Below are 23,429 nucleotides of genomic sequence, written 5' to 3'. Positions count from 1 at the left end.
CGATCCAGACGCCCAGGAGCTATATAAAAAACTTTCCAGAACTGGTGCGCACGGCCCTGCCTGAGGAGGCAAAGGAAAAGCCTCTGGAGGTCTGGTTCCAAGATGAGGCGCGCGTTGGCCAACAGGGGACGCTCGCGCGTCTCTGGGCCCGCAAGGGGACGCGCCGGCGGGCACCGAAGGACTGCCGCTACGCCTGGGCCTACATCTTTGGAGATGGGATGGTTGCCGCCCTCCCCAGACGGCATCGCAATGTGCCATGGTCGTGGTGTTCAACGCCACGCAGCGAGGAGGACGGCGAGATGAAGGATACGATGATCGGGGTGGACTTGGCAAAGCGAGTTTTCCAAGTGCACGGAGCTTCGATGACGGGGCAGGTGAAGTTCCGGAAGAAGCTGACGCGGGAGCAGTTCCGGCGGTTCATGTTCGAGCAGCCCGCGTGCATTGTCGTGTTCGAGGCTTGCGGTAGCGCCAGTTACTGGGCGCGGGAGATGGAATCGCTCGGCCATGAAGCGAAACTTATCGCGCCGCAATACGTCAGGCCCTTCGTCAAGCGTCAGAAAAACGACGCGGCTGATGCCGAGGCGATCGTGATCGCCGCGCGCCAGCCGGAGATGCGCTTCGTCGCGCCGAAGACGGCGGAGCAGCAGGCAAAGGCGGTAATGTTCCGGAGCCGAGAGCGCCTGGTCCATCAGCGCACCGAGCTCGTGAACGCGCTGCGGGCCGTTCTCTACGAATACGGCCATGTATTCCCGACCGGCCTTGTTCATCTGAAGCGGATCGAGGCGCTGATGGATGATCCCGCGTCCGATCTGCCGTCGCTGATCATTGCGGAATGCCAGGACTTGCTGGCGCAGATTGCTGAGAAGACGGAAAGGATCGACGCGAAGACCAAAGGGCTGAAGGCCCTCGCGGCCGAGACGGACACGGCGCGTCGACTGCAGACGATGCCGGGGGTCGGGCCCCTGACGGCGCTGGCGGTCGAGGCCTTCGCGCCCGACATGGCGCAGTTCAAGTGTGGCCGAGACTTTGCAGCTTGGCTGGAGCTCGTGCCACGCCAGCATTCTTCGGGCGGCAAGGAGCGGCTTGGGCGCATCTCGAAGGCCGGCCAGAGCGACATCCGACGGCTTCTGATCATCGGGGCGATGACACGGATTATGGGACGCGCACGTCAAAAGCTTCCGGTGGAGAACTGGCTCGGGCGGATGCTGGCCAGAAAGCCGAAGATGTTGGTCGCGATTGCGCTTGCGAACAAGATGGCGCGGCAACTCTGGGCGATGCTGACGAAGAACGAGAATTACAGAGATCCGGCGCTGGCGGCGGCGGCATGAATATCATGTCGTAGCCAACCAGTGTCGGTGCCAAGGTGTGAGAAGCCGATGACCTGAATGGGCGCAACGATCGAACAGATCTGGATCGGGAAAACCAGCTCCCGGCTTGGAGCTGAAAAGCTCGGGAATAAGATTTGGACCTGATCCGCAGATCACCATACCGGCCCGCGGCTTCTGTAACTGCCGCATACCGAGGCCTGACAGAAGACCGCCTCGATCACACGTCAACAGGTTCAAAAAGCTCTTGCATCACGGGCGGCAACCACAGAAGCCGGGATGAAACTGCTCGGGCAGCGTCTGATGGCGCGGGGCTTCGACCGACAGGTCGCGGAGGTCCAAGCCCGTATCGCCGTCATGAACGGCTACACAGCGCTTGGGAAACCCGTCCCGGAAGCCGTAGGATAAGTCCGTCCGGCGAAAGGCGTGGCTTGGCCATCAGCCGATTTGTGAAGCAGAGTCCTACCGCCTCCCTTTACATCTCGTGGCCAAGTTCCGACTGCTTCGTAGGTCCCGGAAATAGGCAAGCAGTACGATGTGCGTCGGTGCCGGGCTGCGGTACCGTCTGCGCACATTCGGACTGGGCGCGCGGGCATCTGGTCCGGAACACGCAGCCCGACGGCGGAGCCATTGGCGACGGGAGATCTCCATCCAGCGCGATGACTTTCTTCGCACGTTCCGCAACGGGATCCGGAATGGGAACCGCCGACATCAGCGCCTGCGTATAGGGATGCTGAGGATCCGCAAAAAGCGCGGATTTCGGCGCTTTTTCCATCACCCGACCGAGATACAGCACCATCACCTCCTCCGAGATGTGCTTTACCACGCTCAGATCGTGCGCAATGAAGATCATTGCGAGCCCGAGATCGCGTTGGAGATCCTTGAGAAGATCGACCACTTGCGCCTGGATCGAGACGTCCAGCGCCGAAACCGGCTCGTCGCAGATCAAGAGCTTCGGCTCCATCACCAGGGCGCGGGCGATGCCGATACGTTGACACTGGCCGCCGGAAAACTCGTGGGGATAGCGGTTTATCATCTGCGGCAGCAGCCCGACACGTTCCATCATCGCAGCGACGCGGCGCCGGCGTTCTTCCGACGAGAGATCAGAGCGGTGCGTCTTCAGCGGCTCGGCGATGATCTGGCCCAAGGTCATACGCGGGTTGAGGGACGCAAGCGGGTCCTGAAATACCATCTGGATCTCGGATCGGTAGCGCTTCATCTGCCGCCGGGACAGGGACAGCAGGTCGGTCTCTCCGCGCCAGACGACCTGTCCGGAGGCGGGCACCATCTGGATCAATCCGCGGGCGAGAGTGGACTTTCCGCAACCGGATTCGCCGACGACGCCAAGGGTCTTTCCCGCCTCCAGATCGAAGTCGATACCATTCACAGCCCGAAGCTGACGCGGTGCGGTCCACGGCATGTCGCCTGCGCGGGTGATCGGAAAGGTGACGCGCAGATCGCGAACGGACAGCAGCGAGCTCATGGGGCGATCTTCTCGACGGGGCGGCGACAAGCGCGGGCGCGGCCTTCGGCAAAAGGTTCAAGCGGCGGCATCGTCAGGCAATCGTCGCCGGCGAAATCGCAGCGCGGATGGAATGGGCAGCCAGAGGGGGGATCGGCCATGTTCGGCGGATTGCCCACGATCGCTGTCATCTGTGCATCTTCGTCGTCGATGCGCGGCACCGCCCCCAGCAGGCCGAGCGTATAGGGGTGCGTCGGCTTCGCGAACAGCGGATCGGTTGGTCCTTCCTCCATCACGCGGCTGCCGTACATGACCGTGACACGCTCGCAGAAGCCCGCCACGACGCCGAGGTCGTGGGTGATCAGGATAGTGGCCATGTCGAATTCGCGTTGCAGGTCGGCCAGCAGGTTCATGATCTGGGCCTGAACGGTCACGTCTAGCGCGGTCGTGGGCTCGTCCGCGATCAGCAGGTCGGGTTTGCACAGCAATGACATTGCGATCATTACCCGTTGCCGCATCCCGCCGGAGAATTCGTGCGGAAACAGGCGGATGCGTTCGGCGGCGGACGGGATGCGGACGGCGTCGAGCATATGGGTCGCCTCGGCGACCGCATCGCGCTTGGACATGCCCTGGTGCAGCGTGAGCACCTCGGCCATCTGGTCCGAAATCCGCATGTATGGGTTCAGCGAAGTCATCGGGTCTTGGAAGATCATCGCGATGCGATGCGCCCGCAAAGCGTTCATCTGCTTCTTCGACGCGGTCAGCAGTTCCTGCCCGTCAAAGCGCACCGAGCCCGCCGTGCGTCCGTTTCCGGCCAACAGGCCCATGATCGCGAAGGCCGTTTGCGACTTGCCGGAGCCGGATTCGCCAACGATGCCCAACGTCTGACCTCTGTCGATGGACAGGGACAACTCGCTGACCGCGTAAACAGGACCATCATCGGTGTCGAACGTGACGGAGAGGTTGTCGATATCGAGTAGGGCCATCAGCGGTCCTTGGGATCGAGTGCGTCGCGCAGGCCGTCGCCTACGAAGAAGAAGCCGAACAGCGTCAGGACGAAGAACAGAAGCGGGAAGCCCAACTGCCACGTCGTCCCGTAGGCGATGGTGCCCGCGCCCTCGGAGATGAGCGCGCCGAGCGACGTCATCGGTTCCTGCACGCCCAGGCCGAGGAACGAGATGAACGATTCCGTCAGGATCATCAGCGGCACCAGCAGCGTGGTATAGACGGCGATGACGCCGAGCAGGTTCGGTACGATGTGACGGGCAATGATGACGGGAGCCGCGACGCCGGTCGCCTGCGCCGCCTCGATGAATTCGCGGCCCTTGAGGCTCAGCGTCTGCCCGCGAACGATGCGGGCCATCTCCATCCAAGAGATCAGGCCGACGCCGACGAACAGGATCGTGATCGAGCGGCCGTACATGACCAGAAGCAGGATCAGGACGAACATGTAGGGGACAGCCATGAAGATGTCGACGAGCCGCATCATGATGCTGTCGGTACGGCCGCCGACATACCCCGCCGTCGCACCGTAGATCGTGCCGACGATCACTGCGATCAGGGCGCCGACGACGCCGACCGCGAGACTGATCTGTGTCCCCTGAACCGTCCGGGCATACAGGTCGCGGCCCAGATCGTCGGTGCCAAAATAGTGGCCCGATGCGATGGACGGACCGCCGAGTTCGACGATCTGGCCCATCACCATGTAGTCCAGCTCCTCGTTCGAGTACTGCGCCAGCACGTCGCCGAAAAGCGCGAAAGCCGCAACGAACAGAAGGAGGATCAGGCCGCCCATGGCCGCCTTGTTGCGCAGGAAGCGGCGGCGCGCGTCCGCCCAAGGGGATCGGCCCTTCCTGGGGCCGACCTGTGTAGCGGTGCGCTGCTCAGTGGTGCTTACCATGTCAGAACCGGATCTTGGGATCGATCCACCCATAAAGGATGTCCACGATCAGATTGAACAGGATGGTCAGGGTGCCCATGAGGATCGTCACCCCCATCATCACGGCATAGTCGCGGTTCAGGGCGCTATCGACGAAGGCCTTCCCGATGCCCCCGGTCGAGAAATAGATATCCACCACGACCGAACCGGTGATCATGCCGACGAAGGCGGGCCCGAGATAGGAGATCACCGGCAGCATCGCCGGCTTCAGGGCATGACGAAGGATGATGCGACGCTCCGGCAGGCCCTTGGCTCGGGCCGTGCGGATATGGTTCTGGGTCAGAACCTCCAGCATCGAGGACCGCGTGATCCGGGCGATCGAGGCCATGAAGGACGTCGACAGCGCGATGACCGGCAGGATCCAATATTCCGGGCCCTGCCATCCGCCACCCGGGAGCCAGCCCAGCCACAGCGTGAAGACAAGAACGAGGATTGGAGCCATGACGAAGTTCGGCAGTACCTGCGCGCCGATCGACACGCCGACGGCGGCATAGTCCAGGGCCGAGTTGTGACGAACGGCGGCCGCGACTCCGAGGCTGACGCCGACGATCACCGCCAGAAGGAACGACAGCACGCCGTAGGTCAGGGTGATCGGAAAGCCTTGGGCGATGATCTCGTTCACCGACCGGTCCTTATAGACGAAGGAGGGTCCGAAATCGAAATCTGTCACGATGTTCCACACATAGGTCGCGATCTGCCGCCACAACGGTTGGTCCAGTCCGTATTTCGCGTTGAGATTGGCCAGAACCTGGGGGGGCAGCTCGCGCTCGGATGTGAACGGCCCGCCAGGGGCCATATACATCAGAACGTAGGACACCACGATCAACACCAGGAGTGTCGGGATCGCGATGGCGATGCGTTTCAAGATATAGGTCAACATGGGACGAACAAAGCCTGTCGAGGCGTCATGCGCCCCGCTACGAGTGAAGCAGAGGAGAGGACGAGGGGCCGAACCTCGGCATGAAGTTCAGCCCCTCGCGTGATGATCAATCCGCGACGCGGTACAGGTCCTTGCCATACCATGTCTGGTTGACGTTGTTCTGCGGCAGGCCGCGGATGTCATCCCGGACCATGTCGACATTGGCGTAGTGATAGATCGGAATGATCGGCATCTCTTCGCCCAGGATTTCCTCGGCCTCTTGGTATAGCGGCAGCGGGTTCTCGGCGGTCTTGGACTCGCCCATCACGCGATCGTACTCGACGTTGTAGAACTCACCGCTGTTGTGACCCGAATAGGAGGTGAACAGGTCGAGGTAAGTAGACGCCTCGTTGTAGTCGCCGCACCAAGCGTAGCGCGCCATGTCGAAGTCTTGCGACTGCATCCGATCCGTGTGGACCTTCCACTCGTAGTTGTCGAGCGTGAGGTTCACGCCCAGAGGCTTGAGCATCTGCGACACCGCGATGGCGATCTTCTTGTGATCTTCCGACGTGTTGTATTGCAGCGTCAGCTCGAGCGGGTTGTCGGGGCCGTAGCCGGCCTCGTCCAGAAGCTCGTGCGCACGCTCCATCCGCTCGGGCTGTGTCATGTTCGCCCATTCAAGCTGAGGGCGCTCGAACCCGGCGATGGCCCAGTGCGTCCAGTTATAGGACGGACGCTGGCCGCCCTGCAGGATGCGCTCGACAATGATGTCACGGTCGATGCCGTAGGCGAGCGCCTGACGTACCCGCGCGTCCTTCAGCGCCTCCGGGCCCTTTTCGCCGACGTTCAGCATGTAGATGTAGGAGCAGTTGTAGGGGGTTGAGCTGGCCTGAGCGGGATATTCCGCCTTCAGTCGCGGATATTGACCGGCGGGAACATCGACGCGGTCCAGTTCGCCGGCGAGATAGCGGGTCAGGCCCTGGTTCACATCGTTGATCGTCAGCGCCACCAACTCGGTCATCACCGTGTTGTCGGAATCCCAGTAGGTGTCGTTCTTCTCCATCACGACGCGCTCGCCCAGCGTATGCTGGGTCAAGGTGTAGGCGCCGTTGCCGACCAGCGTGCCGGCGTCGGTCCAGTCGTCGCCGTGCTCGGCCACGACCGATTCCAGCACCGGAAAGGTCGAAGCATGGACCAGCATTTGCGGAAAGTAGGGCAGGGGCGTGGAGATCGTCACCTCGAAGGTGTGATCGTCGACGGCCCGCACGCCCAATTCGTCGGGGGCCATGTCGCCCGCGATGACGGCGCTGGCATTCTCAACCTGCATCAGCTCCATGTACCAAGCGTATTCCGATGCGGTGGCCGGGTCGGCAAGGCGGCGCCAGGAATAGACAAAGTCGTTCGCCGTCACCGGCTCACCGTTCGACCAGCGCGCGTCGTCCCGCAGATTGAAGGTATAGGTCAGGCCGTCGTCCGACACGATGTGATCGAGCGCCACACCGGGCACCAGTTGGCCGTCGCTGTCCTCATTGTACAACCCCTCGAACAGGTTGCGCAGCACATCCGAGCCTTCGACATCGGTGTTGATCTGCGGGTCCATCGACTTGATCGCGTCCAGAAGCCAGAACGTGAAGGTCTGATCGTCGGCAAGGGTCACATCGTCGGGCACGTCCGCCGCGTGAGCTTGGAGGGTCAGTCCGGCGACCAGGGCCGTCGAGGCAAGGAATTTGGAAAACTTCACGGCGAACTCCCTTTGGTTGAATCCGGTGTCTGATCGCACCGCAATCCGTGCAACACAGACAAACCAACCCCCAGGTTGCAAGCGCTTTCCCGGCGTCATCGTGCAACGTGAAGTGTTGCTGCGAGCGGATGGGATGAAACGGGGCGGCGGGAACGATCATGGTGGCCCAGCCGCACTAATATTTCCCGTTTCAGCCGGCTCTATCCTGCACCGAACAAGAGCGACCTTCCTCATCGGCCCGTGTGGGATGCGATAGGCACCTTGACCACTTTCAACCAGTTGTAAGTTTTGTCATCCGAACAGGGTCCAAAGCCCTCTGATAGGTGCTGGCAGACTAATTCGAACCAGTCTCAGGAAGGGCAGGGGGCCTGACTATTATCCTGCGCAAAGACCGCGCCACTCGGCGAGAGCGGCGGTGCGGTTGGTCTTGAAGATGTCTCGGCTGGAGAGGCTGCGTTCCTGGTTGAAGTGGTTCGAGACGGAGGCGTGGACGGCGGCGAACTTCTGCAGACTTCGCATCCGCCGGAAGCGCTGCATGGCCCTCTCGCGTCGTCGGAACGGCAGGTGCAAATTCTCCGCGCGGTTGTTCAGCCACCGACCGGTCTCCTGCCGGTCCGTCATGCCGAGGTCCTTCAGAGCCGCGCCGTAGGAGCGAAGCTTGTCCGTCACGAGGACATCTGCTCGGCCGTGCTTCTTCATTGCTTTTCTGAGGAATTTCAGCGCAGCCTTCTTGTCCCGCGTCTTCGTGACGAAGCTTTCCAGCACTTCGCCCTCATGATCGACCGCCCGCCAGAGGTAGTGCTGCTCGCCGTTGATCTTCACGAACATCTCGTCGAGGTGCCAGCGCCAGCGGCTCGATTTCAGGCCCTCGATGCGTCGCTTGCGGATCTCGCCCGCGAATAGCGGCCCGAAGCGATGCCTCCAGAAGCGCACCGTCTCGTGGCTGACGTCGACGCCGCGCTCATGGAGCAGATCCTCGACGTTCCGAAGCGACAGCGGGAAGCGGACATACATCATCACCGCCAGCCGGATGATCTCGGAGATCGTCTTGAAGTACTTGAAGGGGCTGCGCTTGGTCATGCGGGGAGCCTAGCCAGCCGCCTGCTCCGCCTCAAGCGAAGTTCTTCTGACAAGCCCTCTGGTCATCCGTTCAGCGGGGCGAAGAGATCCTGCAGGGTGGCTTCGTCCAGCAGCGTCTCGGTCGCGCCGCCGTCTTCGTCGAACAACGCATCGGCAAGCGCCTGTTTGCGGGCCTGCATGTCGAGGATCTTTTCCTCGACGGTGCCGGCTGCCACGAGCCGATGGACGAAGACCGGCTTGTCCTGCCCGATGCGGTGGGTGCGGTCCATCGCCTGACGCTCGACTGCCGGATTCCACCACGGATCGTAAAGGATCACCGTGTCGGCTTCGGTCAGGGTCAGGCCGACGCCGCCCGCCTTGAGGCTGAGCAGGAACACCGCCGCTTCGCCTTGCGCGAAGCTGTCGAGGACCTGCGCGCGGTTCTGCGTCTGCCCCGTCAGGGTCAAATGGGAAATCCCCGCTGCGGCCAGATCGGCCTCGATCAAGCGCAGCATCTCGACGAATTGCGAGAAGACCAGTACGCGGCGCCCCTCAGCGACCAGCTCGCCCAGAAGGTCGCGCAGCCGGGCACGCTTGGCGCTGTCGGTGACGGAGCGGGCGGCCTCGGTCTTGACCAGCGCGGGGTCGCAGCAAACCTGCCGCAACTTCAGGAGCGCGTCGAGGACCGTGATCCGGGCCGCCGCCGCCCCCCGTTTGGCAATGGCCTCTCGTACGCGGGCATCCATCGCGCTGCGCACTGTCTCGTAAAGCGCCTGCTGCGGCTTCGGCAGGTCGACGCGATCGAGGATCTCGGTCCGGGGCGGCAGTTCGGTGGCGACCGCCTCTTTTGTGCGGCGCAGCATGAACGGGCGCAGGCGACGGTTCAGCCGGGCCTGCGCGGCGGCATCGCCGTGTTTCTCGATCGGCGTGCGGAACAGCGCCTGGAATCGCTTGCGATCTCCCAGCAGGCCCGGGTTGACCCAGTCTATCAGCGTCCAGAGATCCTGCAGCGAGTTTTCCAGCGGCGTGCCCGTCAGGGCCAGCCGCCCGCGTGCTGGGATCTCGCGCAGGGTTTTCGCCATCTGCGAGGCGGGGTTCTTCAGCGTCTGCGCCTCGTCCAGGATGACCAGCGGCCAGTCCTGCGCCGCCAGCCAGTCACGGTCGCGCGCCAGCAGCGGATAGGTCGTCATCACCAGATCGGCCTGCAACGCGGCGTCGCGCAGGGCCGCGCGGTCGGGGCCGTGCAGAACCACGAGACGCAGATCCGGGGTGAACTGCATGGCCTGCGCCTGCCAGCCGTAGAGCAGGCTGGTCGGCACGATCAGCAGCGCCGGACCAGCCGCGCCGGCCTCCCGCCGCGCCTGCAACAGCGCCAGCGTCTGCACAGTCTTGCCCAACCCCATGTCATCGGCCAGCACGCCGCCGAACCCGGCCTCCAGCAGAGTGCCCATCCAGGCGGCGCCGTAGGCCTGATAGCTTCGAAGTTGCGCTGTCAGGCCCTCGGGCGGTTCGAAGCTGTCGGCCTCGGCCAACGCCTGCAGGCTGCGCGCCAGCGGCAGGATCCCGACATTGTCTGCAAAGCGGATGCCGCTGCCTGCCAGCGCCTCCTCGGCCAGCCTTGCGACGTTGGCATCGGACGGGTGCAGCGCGCCGAGTTCGGTGTGGTGGGTCAGGAACAGGTGCAGCAGGGGCGCCAGCGGGCTGAGATCCAGCGCGACATATCCCGCCTTGCCACGGTCCAGATAGACGGGCCGGTCGATCAGGTGCTGCCTGAGCGTATCGACATCCGGCACCTCGTCCCAGTCCTCGCGGATCTGTTCCAGGAAGGCCGCAACCAGCGGTGCCACATCCACCGGCTTGCCGCCGATCTCGGCCTGAAATCCCAGCGAGAACCAGTCGTTGCCCTGAAACGCCTCGCCGGCCTCGGCCTCGGTCGTGACCGTCAGCTCGGCCGCCTCCTCGCTCAGGCGATAGGGCCATGTCGGCGTCTCGATCACCTCCCAACCGTCGCGGCGCAATTCGGGCACCACGTGAAAGGCGAAATCCAGCGCCGCGCGTTCGTCCGAGACCTCCAGCGTTTGCAGGTTCATCTCGCCATCGGCGAAGACGAAATCGCAGTCCATCATGCGCTCGCCGGGCCAATGGATTTCCAGTTCCTCCACGGGCAGCGCGCCGGCCTCCATCAGCCGCGTGGCACAGGCGGCCTCCCAGCGGGAATCGCGTGTGAGGGTCACGATCTCGCCGTCCCCGACCATCTGCGGATCGGCGCCCCCCTCTGCGACCTCCTGTCCGTCATAGACGAAACGCAGGGTGAGCGTGGGCAACTGCATGGCCGTGCCGTAAAACCGCGGCCCGTCACGGGCGGACTCGCGGCCGAGGATCAGCCGGGCGACCCGCTGCTTCGCCTTGCGCCGGGTCTGCCGGACCGTGCGCGGGCGCGGCAGGTCCAGCCCCGCGAGCGTATCGGGCAACGAAACACCCAGGGCCTCGGTTTCGTTCGGAGCGATATCGGGGCTGGCCTCCACCAGTTGCAGCGCGTCGGCATCGACGGCCCCCTCCAGCGCCCCTATCCGTCCTTTCGCAGGATCCACCCAGAGCGCCGCGCCATCGAGGCTGCGCAGATGCAAAGGCTGTCCGTCGGCCTCGACGAAGCTCAGCCGCTGGCGGCCATCTGCCGCCATTCGCCACGCGAGGCGCGCTGCGGGCCGGTCCTCGGACCAGTTCAGTTGCGCGCCCGGAACAGTGTCGTGCAGAAATCTGCCGGTGTCGCAGAGCCGGCGGATCAGCGCGATGGCGTCCTGCCCCTTGGGGCGCAGCAGATCGGGCAGCCCGTAACTGTAGCTCGCATCCCAGAGCCGCGCCTGTGCCAGCGCCGACAGCAGTTCCAGGTCCAGCGGGCGAATGAACTTCGCCGGGCCGGTGCTGCGCAGGGCGTGCGCCGCGTCATAGCGCCGGATGGACTTGTTGAGCCCGGTGCCCGCCGCGTTGATCCGCCCCTTGCAGATGTCGATCCGCACCTGCGCGCCATGCGGCGACAGCACGTAGAGCAGGCGATCCTTGACATTGTCCGGGTAATCTTCGGGCCGCGCCTCCGGCAGGTGTCGCGGCTGCGCGGCCTCCGTGACCCGTCTGAGCCAGCCCTGCACCGGGGCCGCAAGGCCGGGGCGCTCGTTTTGCTGTGCGGCCCATGTCATCAGCACCGCGGCCACATGCTTGCAATTGTGGCCAATCGGGCAGGAGCAGTCCCCGTCCAGCCATCCATCGCCGAGGGCGATCCGTTGATGATACGTGGTTCCGCGTCCGTTCGACACCTGCGACGCGAGCGCACCGTCCGCCGATTCATCAACCGAGACGACGAGACCGCGCCGCGCATAGTCAAGCCCGCGCTGCAGCGCCGCCCCGTCGAAATGATCACTCAGCCGGATGTCCATGGGCCGTTCCTAACGCGCCCGCCGGTCGCCGGAAAGGACCCGCTCCGGGGTGTCGTGATCGGGCCTGCCGAGACGCACTGCACGATCTCGGAAGCGCAGTTCCATGGCGGGTGGTGTCATTTGTGGACGGCTCCTGTTTTGCAAGGGTTTTGTCGAGTGACGTGGATCAAAGCAGGTTGCGGTCATTTGTCCGGCCTGTGCGCGCGGTGCATGTGACCGCTGGCCCTGATGAAGTCCGCTTGCCGGGGCCCAATCAGACTATCGAGCTGTGACGCCCTGACAGTACCTCGGGGGGTGCTGGCAGACTAAATTGAATCAGTCTCAGGAAGGGCAGGGGGCCTGGCCATTATCCTGCGCAAAGACCGCGCCGCTCGGCGAGAGCGGCGGTGCGGTTGGTCTTGAAGATGTCTCGGCTGGAGAGGCTGCGTTCCTGGTTGAAGTGGTTCGAGACGGAGGCGTGGACGGCGGCAAACTTCTGCAGACTTCGCATTCGCCGAAAGCGCTGCATGGCCCTCTCGCGTCGTCGGAACGGCAGGTGCGAATTCTCCGCGCGGTTGTTCAGCCATCGACCGGTCTCCTGCCGGTCCGCCATGCCGAGGTCCTTCAGGGCCGCGCCGTAGGAGCGAAGCTTGTCCGTCACGAGGACATCTGCTCGCCCGTGCTTCTTCATTGCTTTTCTGAGGAATTTCAGCGCGGCCTTCTTGTCCCGCGTCTTCGTGACCAAGCTTTCCAGCACCTCGCCCTCATGATCGACCGCCCGCCAGAGGTAGTGCTGCTCGCCGTTGATCTTCACGAACATCTCGTCGAGGTGCCAGCGCCAGCGGCTCGACTTCATGCCCTCAATGCGTCGCTTCCGGATCTCGCCCGCGAATAGCGGCCCGAAGCGATGCCACCAGAAGCGCACCGTCTCGTGGCTGACGTCGACGCCGCGCTCGTGCAGCAGATCCTCGACGTTCCGCAGCGACAGCGGGAAACGGACGTACATCATCACCGCCAGCCGGATGATCTCGGAGCTGGTCTTGAAGTACTTGAAGGGGCTGCGCTTGGTCATGCGACGAAGCTATCCAGCCGCCCGCTCCGCCTCAAGCGAAGTTCTTTTGACAAGGCCCATCGGTGCGCTCGCGTGAGCCAATACGAGGTGTTCATCGAAAGAAGACGTATTTCACGCCCATCATTGTTCCAATCCCTTGGCTCCTAGTGGTCGCGCGACTTGCCGGAGAGCCCGTCGATGATCGGGCAGTCCGGCCGGGCGTCTCCGTGACAGGTCTCGACGAGATGCCCGAGCATCTCCCGCAACCCGGTCAATTCCGCGATCTTGCGGTCGATCTCGCCGAGCTTCTCGGTCGCGATCGCCTTCACATCCGCGCTGGCGCGATCGCGGTCGGTGTAGAGGGAGAGCAGTTGCCTGCATTCCTCGACCGAGAAGCCGAGGCTGCGGGAACGCTGGACGAAGCGGAGCCGGTGGACGTCCTCGTTGGAATAGTCGCGATACCCATTCTCCGCCGAGAAACGCGCGAAAGTTGGTGATGCCCTGAGGGGCGGCATATCATGGCGCACACTACACGACTCCGCAGGGCTTTCGTGCTTCTGGGTTGATCCTCTGCCACGACGCGATGGCGTCGAGGGGATCGGCTCTGAGGCGGCTTCGGATGTGGTCGAAGCCGGTTCGAAACCAGGATCTGGCGTAGTGGCCGTGGCTTTTGCGCGGCGGCGCGCGCTTGCCGAGAAGGTCTGCGGCGGCGCGACCGGCCCAGGCAAGGGCAAGCGCGACAAGGGACATGAGCAGAGCGAGTTTGCGTGGATCGGTGAGACGTGTGTCCTCGAGGTTGAGGCCACGCGTCTTGGCATCGCCGAACAGACATTCGATCGCCCAACGTTTGCGGTAGGTTTCGAGCGCGGTGCGCGGCGCGACGTTGGTAACCACGATCAACCACTCTCCCTTGAGCGGCTTGGCCGCGACGTTCAGGAGCGGCGTATTGCTGGCGGCTGCGTCCTCGCGTGTGCCGAGGCGGGCGCGAAAAGCCCGGCCACGGCGGGCCAGGCGCAGCCTTGCGCGCAAGGTAAGGTCGTGACCGTCCTCGGTCGTAATGCGAAGATTTCCCCTTACGCGGATAGCAAAGGGGATATTGTTTTTACTAAGAAATTCCATCCAGCCTGCGCCGACAAACTCGCGATCGGCAAGCAGCAGACGGATGGTCGTCGCGGGAAAATTCGCGAGATATCGCTCCATCAGGGCGATGCGCATGTCGGTGTCGGAACACCCGCGGCCTTCGATCAGGCTCCAGACCAGGGGGACGCGGAAACGACGGGTGACGACTGCGAGCACGAGAAAGTTCACCTCGGTCTTGCCGATCTGCCAGTTGGTGCGGTCGAGCGCGAGCAGCCACGATTTGTTCAGGCCCAACAGCCGGACCAGAAGCGGGAGCGACCAGTCCTCGTCGAGATGGACGTGCTGGAAGAAGCGTTGCAACCGACGGTATGTTGACGAGGTCAGGGCCGATCCCGGTCGTTCGCAGGCAAGATGGCCGAGGTTCACGCTGCGCGCGCTGACCATGCCGATGACGATCATGCAAAGCGTCTCCAGACGGCTCTTGCTCAAGTCGAGATCTGGACGCAGGATATTCGTGAGGGCGGAGATGGCGTGGTGAAGCATCGGATGTTTCCTTGGTCGGAGTCGTCCAGTTGAATCCATCCAGCCGCCCTCAGCCAGCACTGTGTCGTGTAGTGTGGAATCTTTGGCGTCGATAACCAAAAAATACAGAGTTTCAGACGGTTACGCCACCTCCGCCGCCTTCTCGTGAATTATCCGGGATAAAGGTTTGAGCCGCCAAACGCTAGCTGCAGCTTAGCACCGGACACGTCAGGGCGAGCGGATTGCAGTGTCTTCGGCGGATGCCAACGCCGGGGAAAATCAACGCGATTTTCGGGGTTCACATCACCGCATCTTTGCGTATCATTCCTCTCATGACGGCGAACCTGATCCTGGACCTTCTTCTTAGCCGCTCCTGAGCGTGCCACTCGGCGCGACCGCTCGGGAGTGATCAGCGCCGGAAGAAACCTCCAGACAGACAGGACCAGCCCATGAGCTCCCCGACCCGCCCCGAAAACCGCGTCATCATCTTCGACACCACGCTGCGTGACGGCGAACAATCGCCCGGCGCGACCATGACGCATGACGAAAAGCTCGAGATCGCCGCGATGCTCGACGAGATGGGCGTGGATGTGATTGAGGCGGGCTTCCCGATCGCGTCCGAGGGCGACTTCGCTGCCGTGAAGGCCATAGCGGAGCGCAGTCGCGACTCCACGATCTGCGGTCTGGCGCGCGCCAATCTCAAAGATATCGACCGCTGCTGGGAAGCGGTGCGGCATGCCGGCAAGCCGCGCATCCACACCTTCATCGGCACTTCGCCCTTGCACCGCGCCATCCCGAACCTGACGATGGATGAGATGGCCGACCGCATCCACGACACCGTCAGCCATGCGCGCGACCTGTGCGACGACGTGCAATGGTCGCCGATGGACGCGACGCGGACGGAGTGGGATTACCTCGCCCGCGTGGTCGAGATCGCGATCCGCGCCGGGGCCACGACGATCAACATCCCCGACACGGTCGGCTATACCGCCCCGGTCGAAAGCGCGGACCTGATCCGGCGCCTGATCGCCGAAGTGCCGGGCGCACGCGATGTCGTCTTCGCCACGCATTGCCACAACGACCTCGGCATGGCGACGGCCAACGCGCTGGCGGCGGTCGAGGGCGGCGCGCGTCAGATCGAATGCACGATCAACGGCTTGGGCGAGCGGGCGGGCAACACCGCGCTGGAGGAGGTCGTGATGGCGCTGAAGGTGCGTCACGACATCATGCCCTACGAGACGCGGGTGGATTCGACGAAGCTCATGGCCATTTCGCGCCGCGTGGCCTCGGTCTCCGGTTTCCCGGTGCAGTTCAACAAGGCCATCGTCGGCAAGAACGCCTTTGCCCACGAATCGGGCATCCATCAGGACGGGATGCTCAAGAACGCCGAAACCTTCGAGATCATGCGCCCCGAGGATGTGGGCCTGACCGAGACCTCGCTGGTGATGGGGAAGCATTCGGGCCGCGCCGCCCTGCGCTCGAAGCTCAAGGAGCTGGGCTACTCGCTGGCCGACAATCAGCTGGCGGATGTCTTCGTGCGGTTCAAGGCGCTGGCCGACCGCAAGAAGGAGATCTACGACGAAGACCTGATCGCCCTGATGCAGGACGAGGAGCGCACCGGCGAAGACCGCATCAAGGTTGAGCGCGTGCGCGTGGTCTGCGGCACCGACGGCCCGCAGGAAGCTGCCGTAACGCTCGATATCGACGGCGAGGCCCGCTCCTCCGAGGCGACCGGCGACGGGCCGGTGGATGCGGCGTTCAATGCGGTCAAGGCACTGGTCTCCCATTCGGCGCGGCTGCAGCTCTATCAGGTGTCGGCCGTGACCGAAGGCACCGACGCGCAGGCGACCGTGACCGTGCGGATGGAGGAGGACGGCCGCATCGTCTCGGGCCAGTCGGCGGATACGGATACGGTGGTGGCGAGCGTGCGGGCCTATGTGAACGCGCTCAACCGCCTGCTCGTGCGGCGCGAAAAGGGCGGCAAGGACGCGCGGGAAATCAGCTACAAGGATGCAGGCTAGGCCGCATTTGTGGCGGGGCAGGTCCATGAATCGACGGGCCTGCCGATCCCGGGATGATGTCGCATATCTCGCGTAGAGCTGTGGCGGTCCGATCGCTTTTGGTTGGTGCTGCGTTTCACAAGCGAGGAAGGTGCTGGACATGAACGCCACGACCGAAGCCGATCGGGAGTTCACGCGTCTCGGCGCGCTCTTCGCCGAAGCTGTGAAGCCGTACATCGAACCGGGCCAGGATTTCGCGCTTCTGGATTTTCCCGACCACGACAACATCGGTGACAGCGCAATCTGGATAGGCCAACTGGCCTTCTTCGATCGGCACGTTGGACGACGGCCGCGGGTCGTGTGCACCGACAAGGAAGATCCTGCGGCGACCCGTGATTACTTGCCGGAGGGCCCCGTCTTTCTTCAAGGCGGCGGAAACTTCGGTGATCTCTGGCCGCACCACCACAGATTTCGACTGCGTGCCCTGGAACGGCTCCGGGGGCGTCCCATCGTGCAACTTCCCCAATCTTTGCACTTTCGCTCAGATGCGGCGCGGGATGAGACCGCGCGGGCAATCGCGCGGCACGGGGCCTTCACCTTGCTGGTCCGCGACCGCTTCAGCTACGACTTCGCCCGCGAGCATTTCGATTGCGATGTGAAGATGGCGCCCGATGCGGCGGTTAACATCCATCACATCGGATCGCGCCCCCCGACGAAACCGATAAAAAGCCTTTTGCGCAAAGATAAGGAATCGGTGTGGAAGGGGGCGCATGATGTTGTGGCGGAGTATGGGGAGGTGATCGACTGGCCCCGGAACCTGTCGGACCGGATCGCGAGGAAGCTGCTTTCGCTCGGGCCTTTGACCCGCCTCACGTCAATGCGGCACCGTCAGGCGATGTTCCGCCTTCACGCCCAGACGCGCCTCGATACCGGGGTGGCCGCCTTGGAGGAGGGCGCGTGCATTGTCAGTGACCGCCTGCACGCGCACCTGATCGCATCGCTGATGCGGCGGCCGCAGATTCTCCTCGACAACAGCTATGGCAAAATCGGCCGCCACATCGACGCCTGGAGCGATTTCGGTCTTGCGCGGCGTGTATCCGATATGGATGCGCTGCGTGCCGCGCTGGCGGAGAATGCGGGCACGCGGACCTGATCGCGCCGACAGGCGGAACTGGCCCCGCATGAGATCGCACCTGCTGTGACCCAGAAGTGGCCGACCCGAGAATCGTTGTCGTGCCGCACTGGACCTTGACCCCCATGGGCCGATAGTAGGTTCCGGATATACCCCGGGGTGCGCACGTCGGGGCGCGTTGGGTTAGGGGACGAAAATGTCAATCTTCGGCAGCCTGTTCAGCAAGGACATGGCCATCGATCTCGGCACGGCAAACACGCTGGTCTACGTAAAGGGGCGGGGAATCGTCCTCAACGAGCCCTCGGTCGTTGCCTACCACATCAAGAACGGCCGCAAGGAAGTGCTTGCCGTCGGCGAGGACGCCAAGCTGATGCTGGGGCGTACGCCGGGCTCGATCGAGGCGATCCGCCCGATGCGCGAGGGCGTCATCGCGGATTTCGACACCGCCGAGGAGATGATCAAGCATTTCATCCGCAAGGTGCATCGGCGGAGCACGTTCACCAAGCCCAAGATCATCGTCTGCGTTCCCCACGGCGCCACCCCGGTGGAAAAGCGGGCGATCCGGCAGTCGGTGCTGGGCGCCGGCGCGCGCCGGGCCGGTCTCATCGCCGAGCCGATCGCCGCGGCCATCGGTGCCGGGATGCCGATCACCGATCCGACCGGCTCCATGGTGGTCGATATCGGCGGTGGCACGACCGAGGTGGCGGTGCTCAGCCTGGCCGACATCGTCTATGCCCGCTCCGTCCGCGTCGGCGGCGACCGGATGGACGAGGCGCTGATTTCCTACTTGCGGCGTCACCAGAACCTTCTGGTCGGCGAGGCCACGGCGGAACGGATCAAGAAGGAGATCGGCACCGCCCGGATGCCCGAGGACGGGCGCGGCGAGGTGCTGACGATCCGCGGGCGCGATCTGCTCAATGGCGTGCCCAAGGAAACCGAGGTCAGCCAGGCGCAGGTCGCCGAGGCGCTGGCCGAGCCGGTGCAGCAGATCTGCGAGGCGGTGATGACGGCGCTCGAATCGACGCCGCCCGATCTCGCCGCCGACATCGTCGACCGGGGCGTGATGCTGACCGGGGGCGGGGCGCTTCTGGGCGAGCTGGACCTCGCGCTGCGCGAGCAGACCGGCCTCAATATCTCCGTCGCCGACGAGAGCCTGAACTGCGTGGCGCTGGGTACCGGCAAGGCGCTGGAATACGAACGCCAGCTCAGCCACGTCATCGACTACGACAGCTAGCACCATGGCGCGCACCCGGCCCGGCGCGGAGATCTATGGCCGGCCGCTGCGGCGGCTATTGCTTGCGATCGTCTGCGTCGTGCTGGTGCTGCTGACGCTTCTGTGGCGCATCGACAACCCGCGGGCCGAACGGATCCGCGCGGCGGTCACTGACCGCGTCGTGCCGAACTTCGAATGGGCGCTGGCCCCCGTCACCTGGACCGGGCGGCTGATCCAGGATTTCGAGGGCTATGCCCGCGTCTACGAACAGAACCGTGAGTTGCGCCGCGAGCTGCAGCAGATGAAGGCCTGGCGCGAGGCGGCGATCCAGCTCGAGCAGGAGAATGCCCGCCTGCTCGACCTCAACAAGGTGCGGCTGTCGCCGGATCTGACCTACGTGACGGGCGTGGTCCTGACCGATTCCGGCTCGCCCTTCCGGCGGTCGGTTCTGCTCAACATCGGATCGGATGACGGCATCCGCGACGGCTGGGCGGCGATGGACGGGCTGGGGCTCGTGGGCCGGATCGCGGGGGTCGGGCCACGCACTGCCCGGGTGCTTCTGCTGACGGACGGCAACAGCCGGGTGCCCGTCACGATCCGACCCTCGGGCAAGCGCGCGATCCTTGCCGGCGACACCACCGCCGCGCCCGCGCTCGAATTTGTCGAGAACCCGCAGGACGTGCGCGCCGGCGACCGGATCGTGACCTCGGGCGATGGCGGGGTCTTTCCCGCCGATCTCGCCGTCGGGCAGGTCGTGCGTGGCAAGGACGGACGGCTGCGCGTGCGCCTCGCGGCCGATACGTCGCGGCTGGAATTCCTGCGGGTCCTGCGCACCCGCACCCCGGAGGAGATCGCCAATAGCGGCACGCTCCTTCCGCCCGAGGCCGGCCCGATGCAGGGGCCGCCCCCGCCGCTCGACTGGCAGGATCCGGTCGCGGCCAACGAGGGCTGAGATGGCATCCCGCTCGGTCTGGCTCTACCGCCTGTTGTTTGTCGTGCTGGCGGTGACGGTTCTCTTCTTCCAGCTTCTGCCCTTCGGGGCGGGGACCGGCTCTGTGCCGGGGCCGGAGCTGACGGTCTGCCTGATCGCCGCCTGGGTGCTGCGCCGGCCCGATTACGTGCCGGTCTGGCTGCTTCTGCCGCTTCTGCTGCTCGACGACGTGCTTCTGATGCGGCCCTTGGGGCTCTGGACGCTGATCGTGCTGCTGATGTCCGAATATCTGCGCCGCCGGGTCGATCACGCCGAGGTGCTGCCGTTCTGGTCCGAGGTGGGGCTGGTCGCCGCCTGCATCGCGGTCGCCTTCCTTGCCGACCATCTGGCGCTGGTGCTCCTTCTGGCGGAGCGGCCGCCCTTCCTCGGGCAGGCGCTGCATGCTTTGGCGACGATTGTATTCTACCCCCCGGTTGCCATATTCTCACAACTTATCGGGGTGCGCCGTCTCGCTCCCGGAGAGATGGACAGCCTCGGAACCCGCGCCTGACGCCTGAGCGCCCGCAAGGAGGCCTCTCATGAAACGCGATGCACAGGAGATGTCGCTTTCGTCGCGTCGCATCACGCGGCGGGCGCTGATGCTCGGCGGCCTGAAGCTGTCGGTCGGTGGGGCGATCCTCGCGCGGATGCAGCATCTTCAGGTCGAGCAGGCCGACGAATTCCTGCTGCTGGCCGAGGAGAACCGCATCAAGGTGCGGCTGATCGCTCCCGCGCGCGGACTGATCTACGACCGCAACGGCGTCGTCGTCGCCGGCAATGAGCAGGTCTACCGCGTCTCGATGATCCGCGAGGATGCCGACGACGTGGGCGCGGTCATCACCCGCCTGCGCGGTCTCGTGAAGCTCGATGAAGACGCGCTGCAGCGTGCCCTGCGCGAAATGGACGGCCGCCCGCACCAAGCCGTCACCATCGCCGACCGCCTCACCTGGGAGGAGCTTTCCACTGTCGCCGTGAACATGCCCTCCCTGTCGGGCATCACGCCGGAAGTGGGGCTCAGCCGGGTCTATCCGCTGGGCCCGGATTACGCGCATGTCATCGGCTATGTCGGCCGCGTCAGCGAACGCGACATCGAGGAGGCCGAGACGCCGGACCCCCTCCTGCAGACGCCGCAATTCCAGATCGGAAAGATCGGCGCGGAGAAGAAGCTGGAGGATCTTTTGCGCGGCCGTGCCGGCGCCCGGCGGGTGGAGCAGAACGCCGCCGGCCGCGTCATGCGCGAACTCGGCCGCACCGAGAGCACGCCGGGCAGCGATGTCCAGCTGACCCTCGACGCCGGATTGCAGAATTTCACGCAGGCGCGGCTTGGCACCGAGAGCGCCTCCGCCGTGGTGCTCGACGTGCGGAACGGCGATGTGCTGGCCGCCGTCTCCTCGCCCTCCTACGATCCGAACCTCTTCGTCCAGGGCATCAGCTCCGCGAACTATTCCAAGCTGCGCGACAACGATCACCGGCCGCTTCACAACAAGATCGTCCAGGGGCTCTATCCGCCCGGCTCCACCTTCAAGATGGTCCCGCTGCTCGCCGCGCTGGAAGCCGGTGTGATGTCCCCGAACGAGACGGTCTATTGCCCCGGCTACACCACCGTCTCTGGTCGCCGCTTCCATTGCTGGAAGCGGGGCGGGCACGGACATGTCGACGCGGCCAAATCCCTGCGCGAAAGCTGCGACGTCTATTACTACGAGGTGGCGCAGCGGGCCGGTATCGACCGGATGGGGGCGATGGCGAACCGGCTGGGCCTCGGCGTGGCGCATGACCTGCACATGACCTCCGTCAGCGAGGGCCTGATTCCCACCCGCGACTGGAAGCGCGCGCGCTACAACGAATCCTGGCAGGTCGGAGACAGCATCAACGCCTCGATCGGGCAGGGCTTCGTGCTGGCCTCCCCGATGCAGCTTGCCGTGATGACCGCGCGAATTGCATCGGGCCTCGACGTCTCCCCCCGCATGGTGCGCAGCGTCGATGGCGTGGCGCAGCCGCCCGGCGTGACCGGCCCGCTGGACCTGAACCGAAGCCTTCTGGAGCAGGCCCGCGACGGCATGTATCAGGTCATCAACGCCCGCGGCGGCACGGCGGGGCGGTCGGCATTCGAACTCGACGGGATCAAATGGGCCGGCAAGACCGGCACCAGCCAAGTCCGCAACATCACCGCGGCGGAGCGCGCGCGCGGCGTCTTCCGTAACGAGGATCTGCCTTGGGAGCGGCGCGACCACGCGCTGTTCGTCGGCTATGCACCCTACGACGATCCGCGATACGCCGTTTCGGTCGTGGTCGAACATGGCGGCGGCGGATCGGCGGCGGCGGCGCCGGTGGCGCGCGATATCATGCTCTATGCGCTGGCCGGCGGCCTTCCTCCGGCCAAGGCCTATCCCGCGGGCCAGCGCGAGCAGATGGAGCAGTTCCTGGCCGGGCTTCCGCTCAACCCGGCGCTCCGCCGCAAGCCGCGGTCGACCGAGGCATGAGCTATCTTGAATACAACGTCGCCCGCACGCCCGCCGGGCTGCACAAGGTGCTGGCGCTGAATTGGGCGCTCATCCTGCTGATCTCGGCGGTGGCGTCGCTCGGATTCTTGGTGCTTTACTCCGTGGCGGGCGGCGATTGGCGCTGGGCGGAGCCGCAGATGAAGCGGTTCATTCTCGGGCTGGGCGTGATGTTCATCGTCGCGATGGTGCCGATCTGGTTCTGGCGCAATATCTCGGCGCTGGCCTATGCGGTGGCGCTGGTGCTTCTGGTGGCGGTGGAACTGTTCGGAACGACGGGCGGCGGGGCGACGCGCTGGATCGATCTCGGCCCGGTTCTGCTCCAGCCGTCGGAGCTGATGAAAATCACCTTGGTGATGATGCTGGCGGCCTATTACGACTGGCTTCCCGCCAACAAGGTTTCGCACCCGTTCTGGGTTCTGGTCCCCGCGGCGATCATCCTGATCCCCGCCGCGCTGGTGCTCAAGCAGCCCGATCTCGGCACGGCGCTTCTCCTGATGACGGGCGGGGCGGGGGTTCTTTTCGCGGCGGGCGTGCACTGGGGCTATTTCGTCGCCGTCTTCGGCTCGGCCGGGGCGGGGGTGACGGCGGTGCTGAAATCGCGCGGCACTGACTGGCAGCTCCTCAAGGATTACCAGTTCCGCCGCATCGACATCTTCCTCAATCCCGATGCCGATCCGCTGGGCGCGGGCTACAACATCACGCAATCCAAGATCGCGCTCGGCTCCGGCGGCTGGACCGGAAAGGGTTTCCTGCAGGGCACGCAGGCGCGGCTGAACTTCCTGCCCGAAAAGCATACCGACTTCATCTTCACCACCTTGGCCGAAGAGTTCGGGCTGATGGGCGGTCTGTCGCTGCTGATCCTCTACCTGCTGATCGTGGCGTTCTGCGTGGCCGCGGCGCTTCGCATGAAGGACCGGTTCTCGGCCCTCGTCTGCATCGGTATCGCGATCGCGTTCTTTTTGTACTTCGCGATCAACATGTCGATGGTGATGGGCATGGCGCCGGTGGTCGGCGTGCCGCTGCCGCTGGTCAGCTATGGCGGGTCCGCCATGGTCGTTCTGATGGTGGGCTTCGGCCTCGTGCAGAGCGCCTGCGTCCACCGGCCGCGTGCCAAGGGCGAAGGGCGGCTCCTGCGCCGGTAGCGGGGGGTGATGAGGGAGGATCG

General features: G+C 64.6%; 18 protein-coding genes and 1 pseudogene. 9 read left to right on the top strand and 10 right to left on the bottom strand.

Going from position 1 to position 23,429, the window contains the following annotated elements:
- Nucleotides 1-299 precede the first annotated feature (299 nt).
- Together JSE7799_RS00190 and JSE7799_RS20235 are read left to right on the top strand one after the other, a co-directional pair.
- The gene (locus JSE7799_RS00190) at nucleotides 300-1,328 is read left to right on the top strand and encodes an IS110 family RNA-guided transposase (protein WP_055661798.1); all 1,029 of its coding nucleotides are present in this window, start codon (nucleotides 300-302) and stop codon (nucleotides 1,326-1,328) included.
- Between the two features lie 249 nt (nucleotides 1,329-1,577).
- Nucleotides 1,578-1,733: pseudogene (locus JSE7799_RS20235) on the top strand (IS5/IS1182 family transposase); the annotation flags it as partial.
- Nucleotides 1,734-1,800: 67 nt separating this feature from the next.
- Here the strand turns inward: JSE7799_RS20235 and JSE7799_RS00180 are convergent.
- The 10 genes from JSE7799_RS00180 to JSE7799_RS00135 all read right to left on the bottom strand — a co-directional run bounded on the left by JSE7799_RS00180 (nucleotide 1,801) and on the right by JSE7799_RS00135 (nucleotide 14,469).
- Entirely contained in the window at nucleotides 1,801-2,808 is a 1,008-nt protein-coding gene (locus JSE7799_RS00180; protein ID WP_055661795.1) for an oligopeptide/dipeptide ABC transporter ATP-binding protein, read from the bottom strand.
- On the bottom strand, nucleotides 2,805-3,773 hold the full coding sequence (locus tag JSE7799_RS00175; protein WP_055661794.1) for an oligopeptide/dipeptide ABC transporter ATP-binding protein: 969 nt from the start codon (nucleotides 3,771-3,773) through the stop codon (nucleotides 2,805-2,807). The genes JSE7799_RS00180 and JSE7799_RS00175 overlap by 4 nt, the downstream gene beginning before the upstream one ends.
- A complete protein-coding gene (locus JSE7799_RS00170) occupies nucleotides 3,773-4,687 on the bottom strand; it encodes an ABC transporter permease subunit (RefSeq protein ID WP_055661793.1) in 915 nt (304 codons plus the stop codon). The genes JSE7799_RS00175 and JSE7799_RS00170 overlap by 1 nt, the downstream gene beginning before the upstream one ends.
- Before the next feature lies 1 nt (nucleotide 4,688).
- Nucleotides 4,689-5,606 (bottom strand): oligopeptide ABC transporter permease OppB, encoded by a 918-nt coding sequence (oppB, locus tag JSE7799_RS00165; RefSeq protein WP_055661792.1) that lies wholly within the window; start codon nucleotides 5,604-5,606, stop codon nucleotides 4,689-4,691.
- A 106-nt stretch (nucleotides 5,607-5,712) separates the two neighbouring features.
- Nucleotides 5,713-7,326, bottom strand: coding sequence for a peptide ABC transporter substrate-binding protein (locus tag JSE7799_RS00160; protein WP_055661791.1), 1,614 nt, complete (start codon nucleotides 7,324-7,326; stop codon nucleotides 5,713-5,715).
- 375 nt (nucleotides 7,327-7,701) lie between these two features.
- Nucleotides 7,702-8,406 (bottom strand): IS6 family transposase, encoded by a 705-nt coding sequence (locus JSE7799_RS00155; protein ID WP_055661790.1) that lies wholly within the window; start codon nucleotides 8,404-8,406, stop codon nucleotides 7,702-7,704.
- A 62-nt stretch (nucleotides 8,407-8,468) separates the two neighbouring features.
- Nucleotides 8,469-11,816 (bottom strand): DEAD/DEAH box helicase, encoded by a 3,348-nt coding sequence (locus tag JSE7799_RS00150; RefSeq protein WP_055661789.1) that lies wholly within the window; start codon nucleotides 11,814-11,816, stop codon nucleotides 8,469-8,471.
- 346 nt (nucleotides 11,817-12,162) lie between these two features.
- Nucleotides 12,163-12,867: an IS6 family transposase gene (locus JSE7799_RS00145; protein ID WP_055661788.1), complete on the bottom strand. Its 705-nt coding sequence runs from the start codon at nucleotides 12,865-12,867 to the stop codon at nucleotides 12,163-12,165.
- Between the two features lie 143 nt (nucleotides 12,868-13,010).
- On the bottom strand, nucleotides 13,011-13,361 hold the full coding sequence (locus tag JSE7799_RS00140) for a MerR family DNA-binding protein (protein WP_055661787.1): 351 nt from the start codon (nucleotides 13,359-13,361) through the stop codon (nucleotides 13,011-13,013).
- A gap of 13 nt (nucleotides 13,362-13,374) precedes the next feature.
- Nucleotides 13,375-14,469, bottom strand: a complete 1,095-nt coding sequence (locus JSE7799_RS00135; protein WP_055661786.1) for an IS4 family transposase — start codon at nucleotides 14,467-14,469, stop codon at nucleotides 13,375-13,377.
- A 428-nt stretch (nucleotides 14,470-14,897) separates the two neighbouring features.
- Between JSE7799_RS00135 and JSE7799_RS00130 the strand changes: the two genes are divergently transcribed.
- The 7 genes from JSE7799_RS00130 (at nucleotide 14,898) to rodA (ending at nucleotide 23,406) form a co-directional block, all read left to right on the top strand.
- Nucleotides 14,898-16,469, top strand: coding sequence for a 2-isopropylmalate synthase (locus tag JSE7799_RS00130; protein ID WP_055661785.1), 1,572 nt, complete (start codon nucleotides 14,898-14,900; stop codon nucleotides 16,467-16,469).
- Nucleotides 16,470-16,608: 139 nt separating this feature from the next.
- Complete coding sequence (locus tag JSE7799_RS00125) at nucleotides 16,609-17,601, top strand: polysaccharide pyruvyl transferase family protein (RefSeq protein WP_055661784.1); 993 nt, start codon at nucleotides 16,609-16,611, stop codon at nucleotides 17,599-17,601.
- A gap of 175 nt (nucleotides 17,602-17,776) precedes the next feature.
- Nucleotides 17,777-18,814, top strand: a complete 1,038-nt coding sequence (locus tag JSE7799_RS00120; RefSeq protein ID WP_055661783.1) for a rod shape-determining protein — start codon at nucleotides 17,777-17,779, stop codon at nucleotides 18,812-18,814.
- A gap of 4 nt (nucleotides 18,815-18,818) precedes the next feature.
- Nucleotides 18,819-19,745, top strand: coding sequence for a rod shape-determining protein MreC (gene mreC, locus JSE7799_RS00115; protein WP_055661782.1), 927 nt, complete (start codon nucleotides 18,819-18,821; stop codon nucleotides 19,743-19,745).
- A 1-nt stretch (nucleotide 19,746) separates the two neighbouring features.
- Nucleotides 19,747-20,274 carry a hypothetical protein gene (locus tag JSE7799_RS00110; protein WP_055661781.1) on the top strand — a complete coding sequence of 176 codons (528 nt, stop codon included), beginning with the start codon at nucleotides 19,747-19,749 and terminating at the stop codon, nucleotides 20,272-20,274.
- A gap of 28 nt (nucleotides 20,275-20,302) precedes the next feature.
- A complete protein-coding gene (mrdA, locus tag JSE7799_RS00105; RefSeq protein WP_083480103.1) occupies nucleotides 20,303-22,243 on the top strand; it encodes a penicillin-binding protein 2 in 1,941 nt (646 codons plus the stop codon).
- Nucleotides 22,240-23,406: a rod shape-determining protein RodA gene (gene rodA, locus JSE7799_RS00100; RefSeq protein ID WP_055661780.1), complete on the top strand. Its 1,167-nt coding sequence runs from the start codon at nucleotides 22,240-22,242 to the stop codon at nucleotides 23,404-23,406. The genes mrdA and rodA overlap by 4 nt, the downstream gene beginning before the upstream one ends.
- The last annotated feature ends 23 nt before the right edge of the window (nucleotides 23,407-23,429 follow it).

The sequence above is a fragment of the Jannaschia seosinensis genome (assembly GCF_001408515.1).
Taxonomy (GTDB): domain Bacteria; phylum Pseudomonadota; class Alphaproteobacteria; order Rhodobacterales; family Rhodobacteraceae; genus Jannaschia; species Jannaschia seosinensis.
Note: the sequence above shows the minus strand (reverse complement) of the source record. Positions and strands in the feature narration are given on the sequence as shown.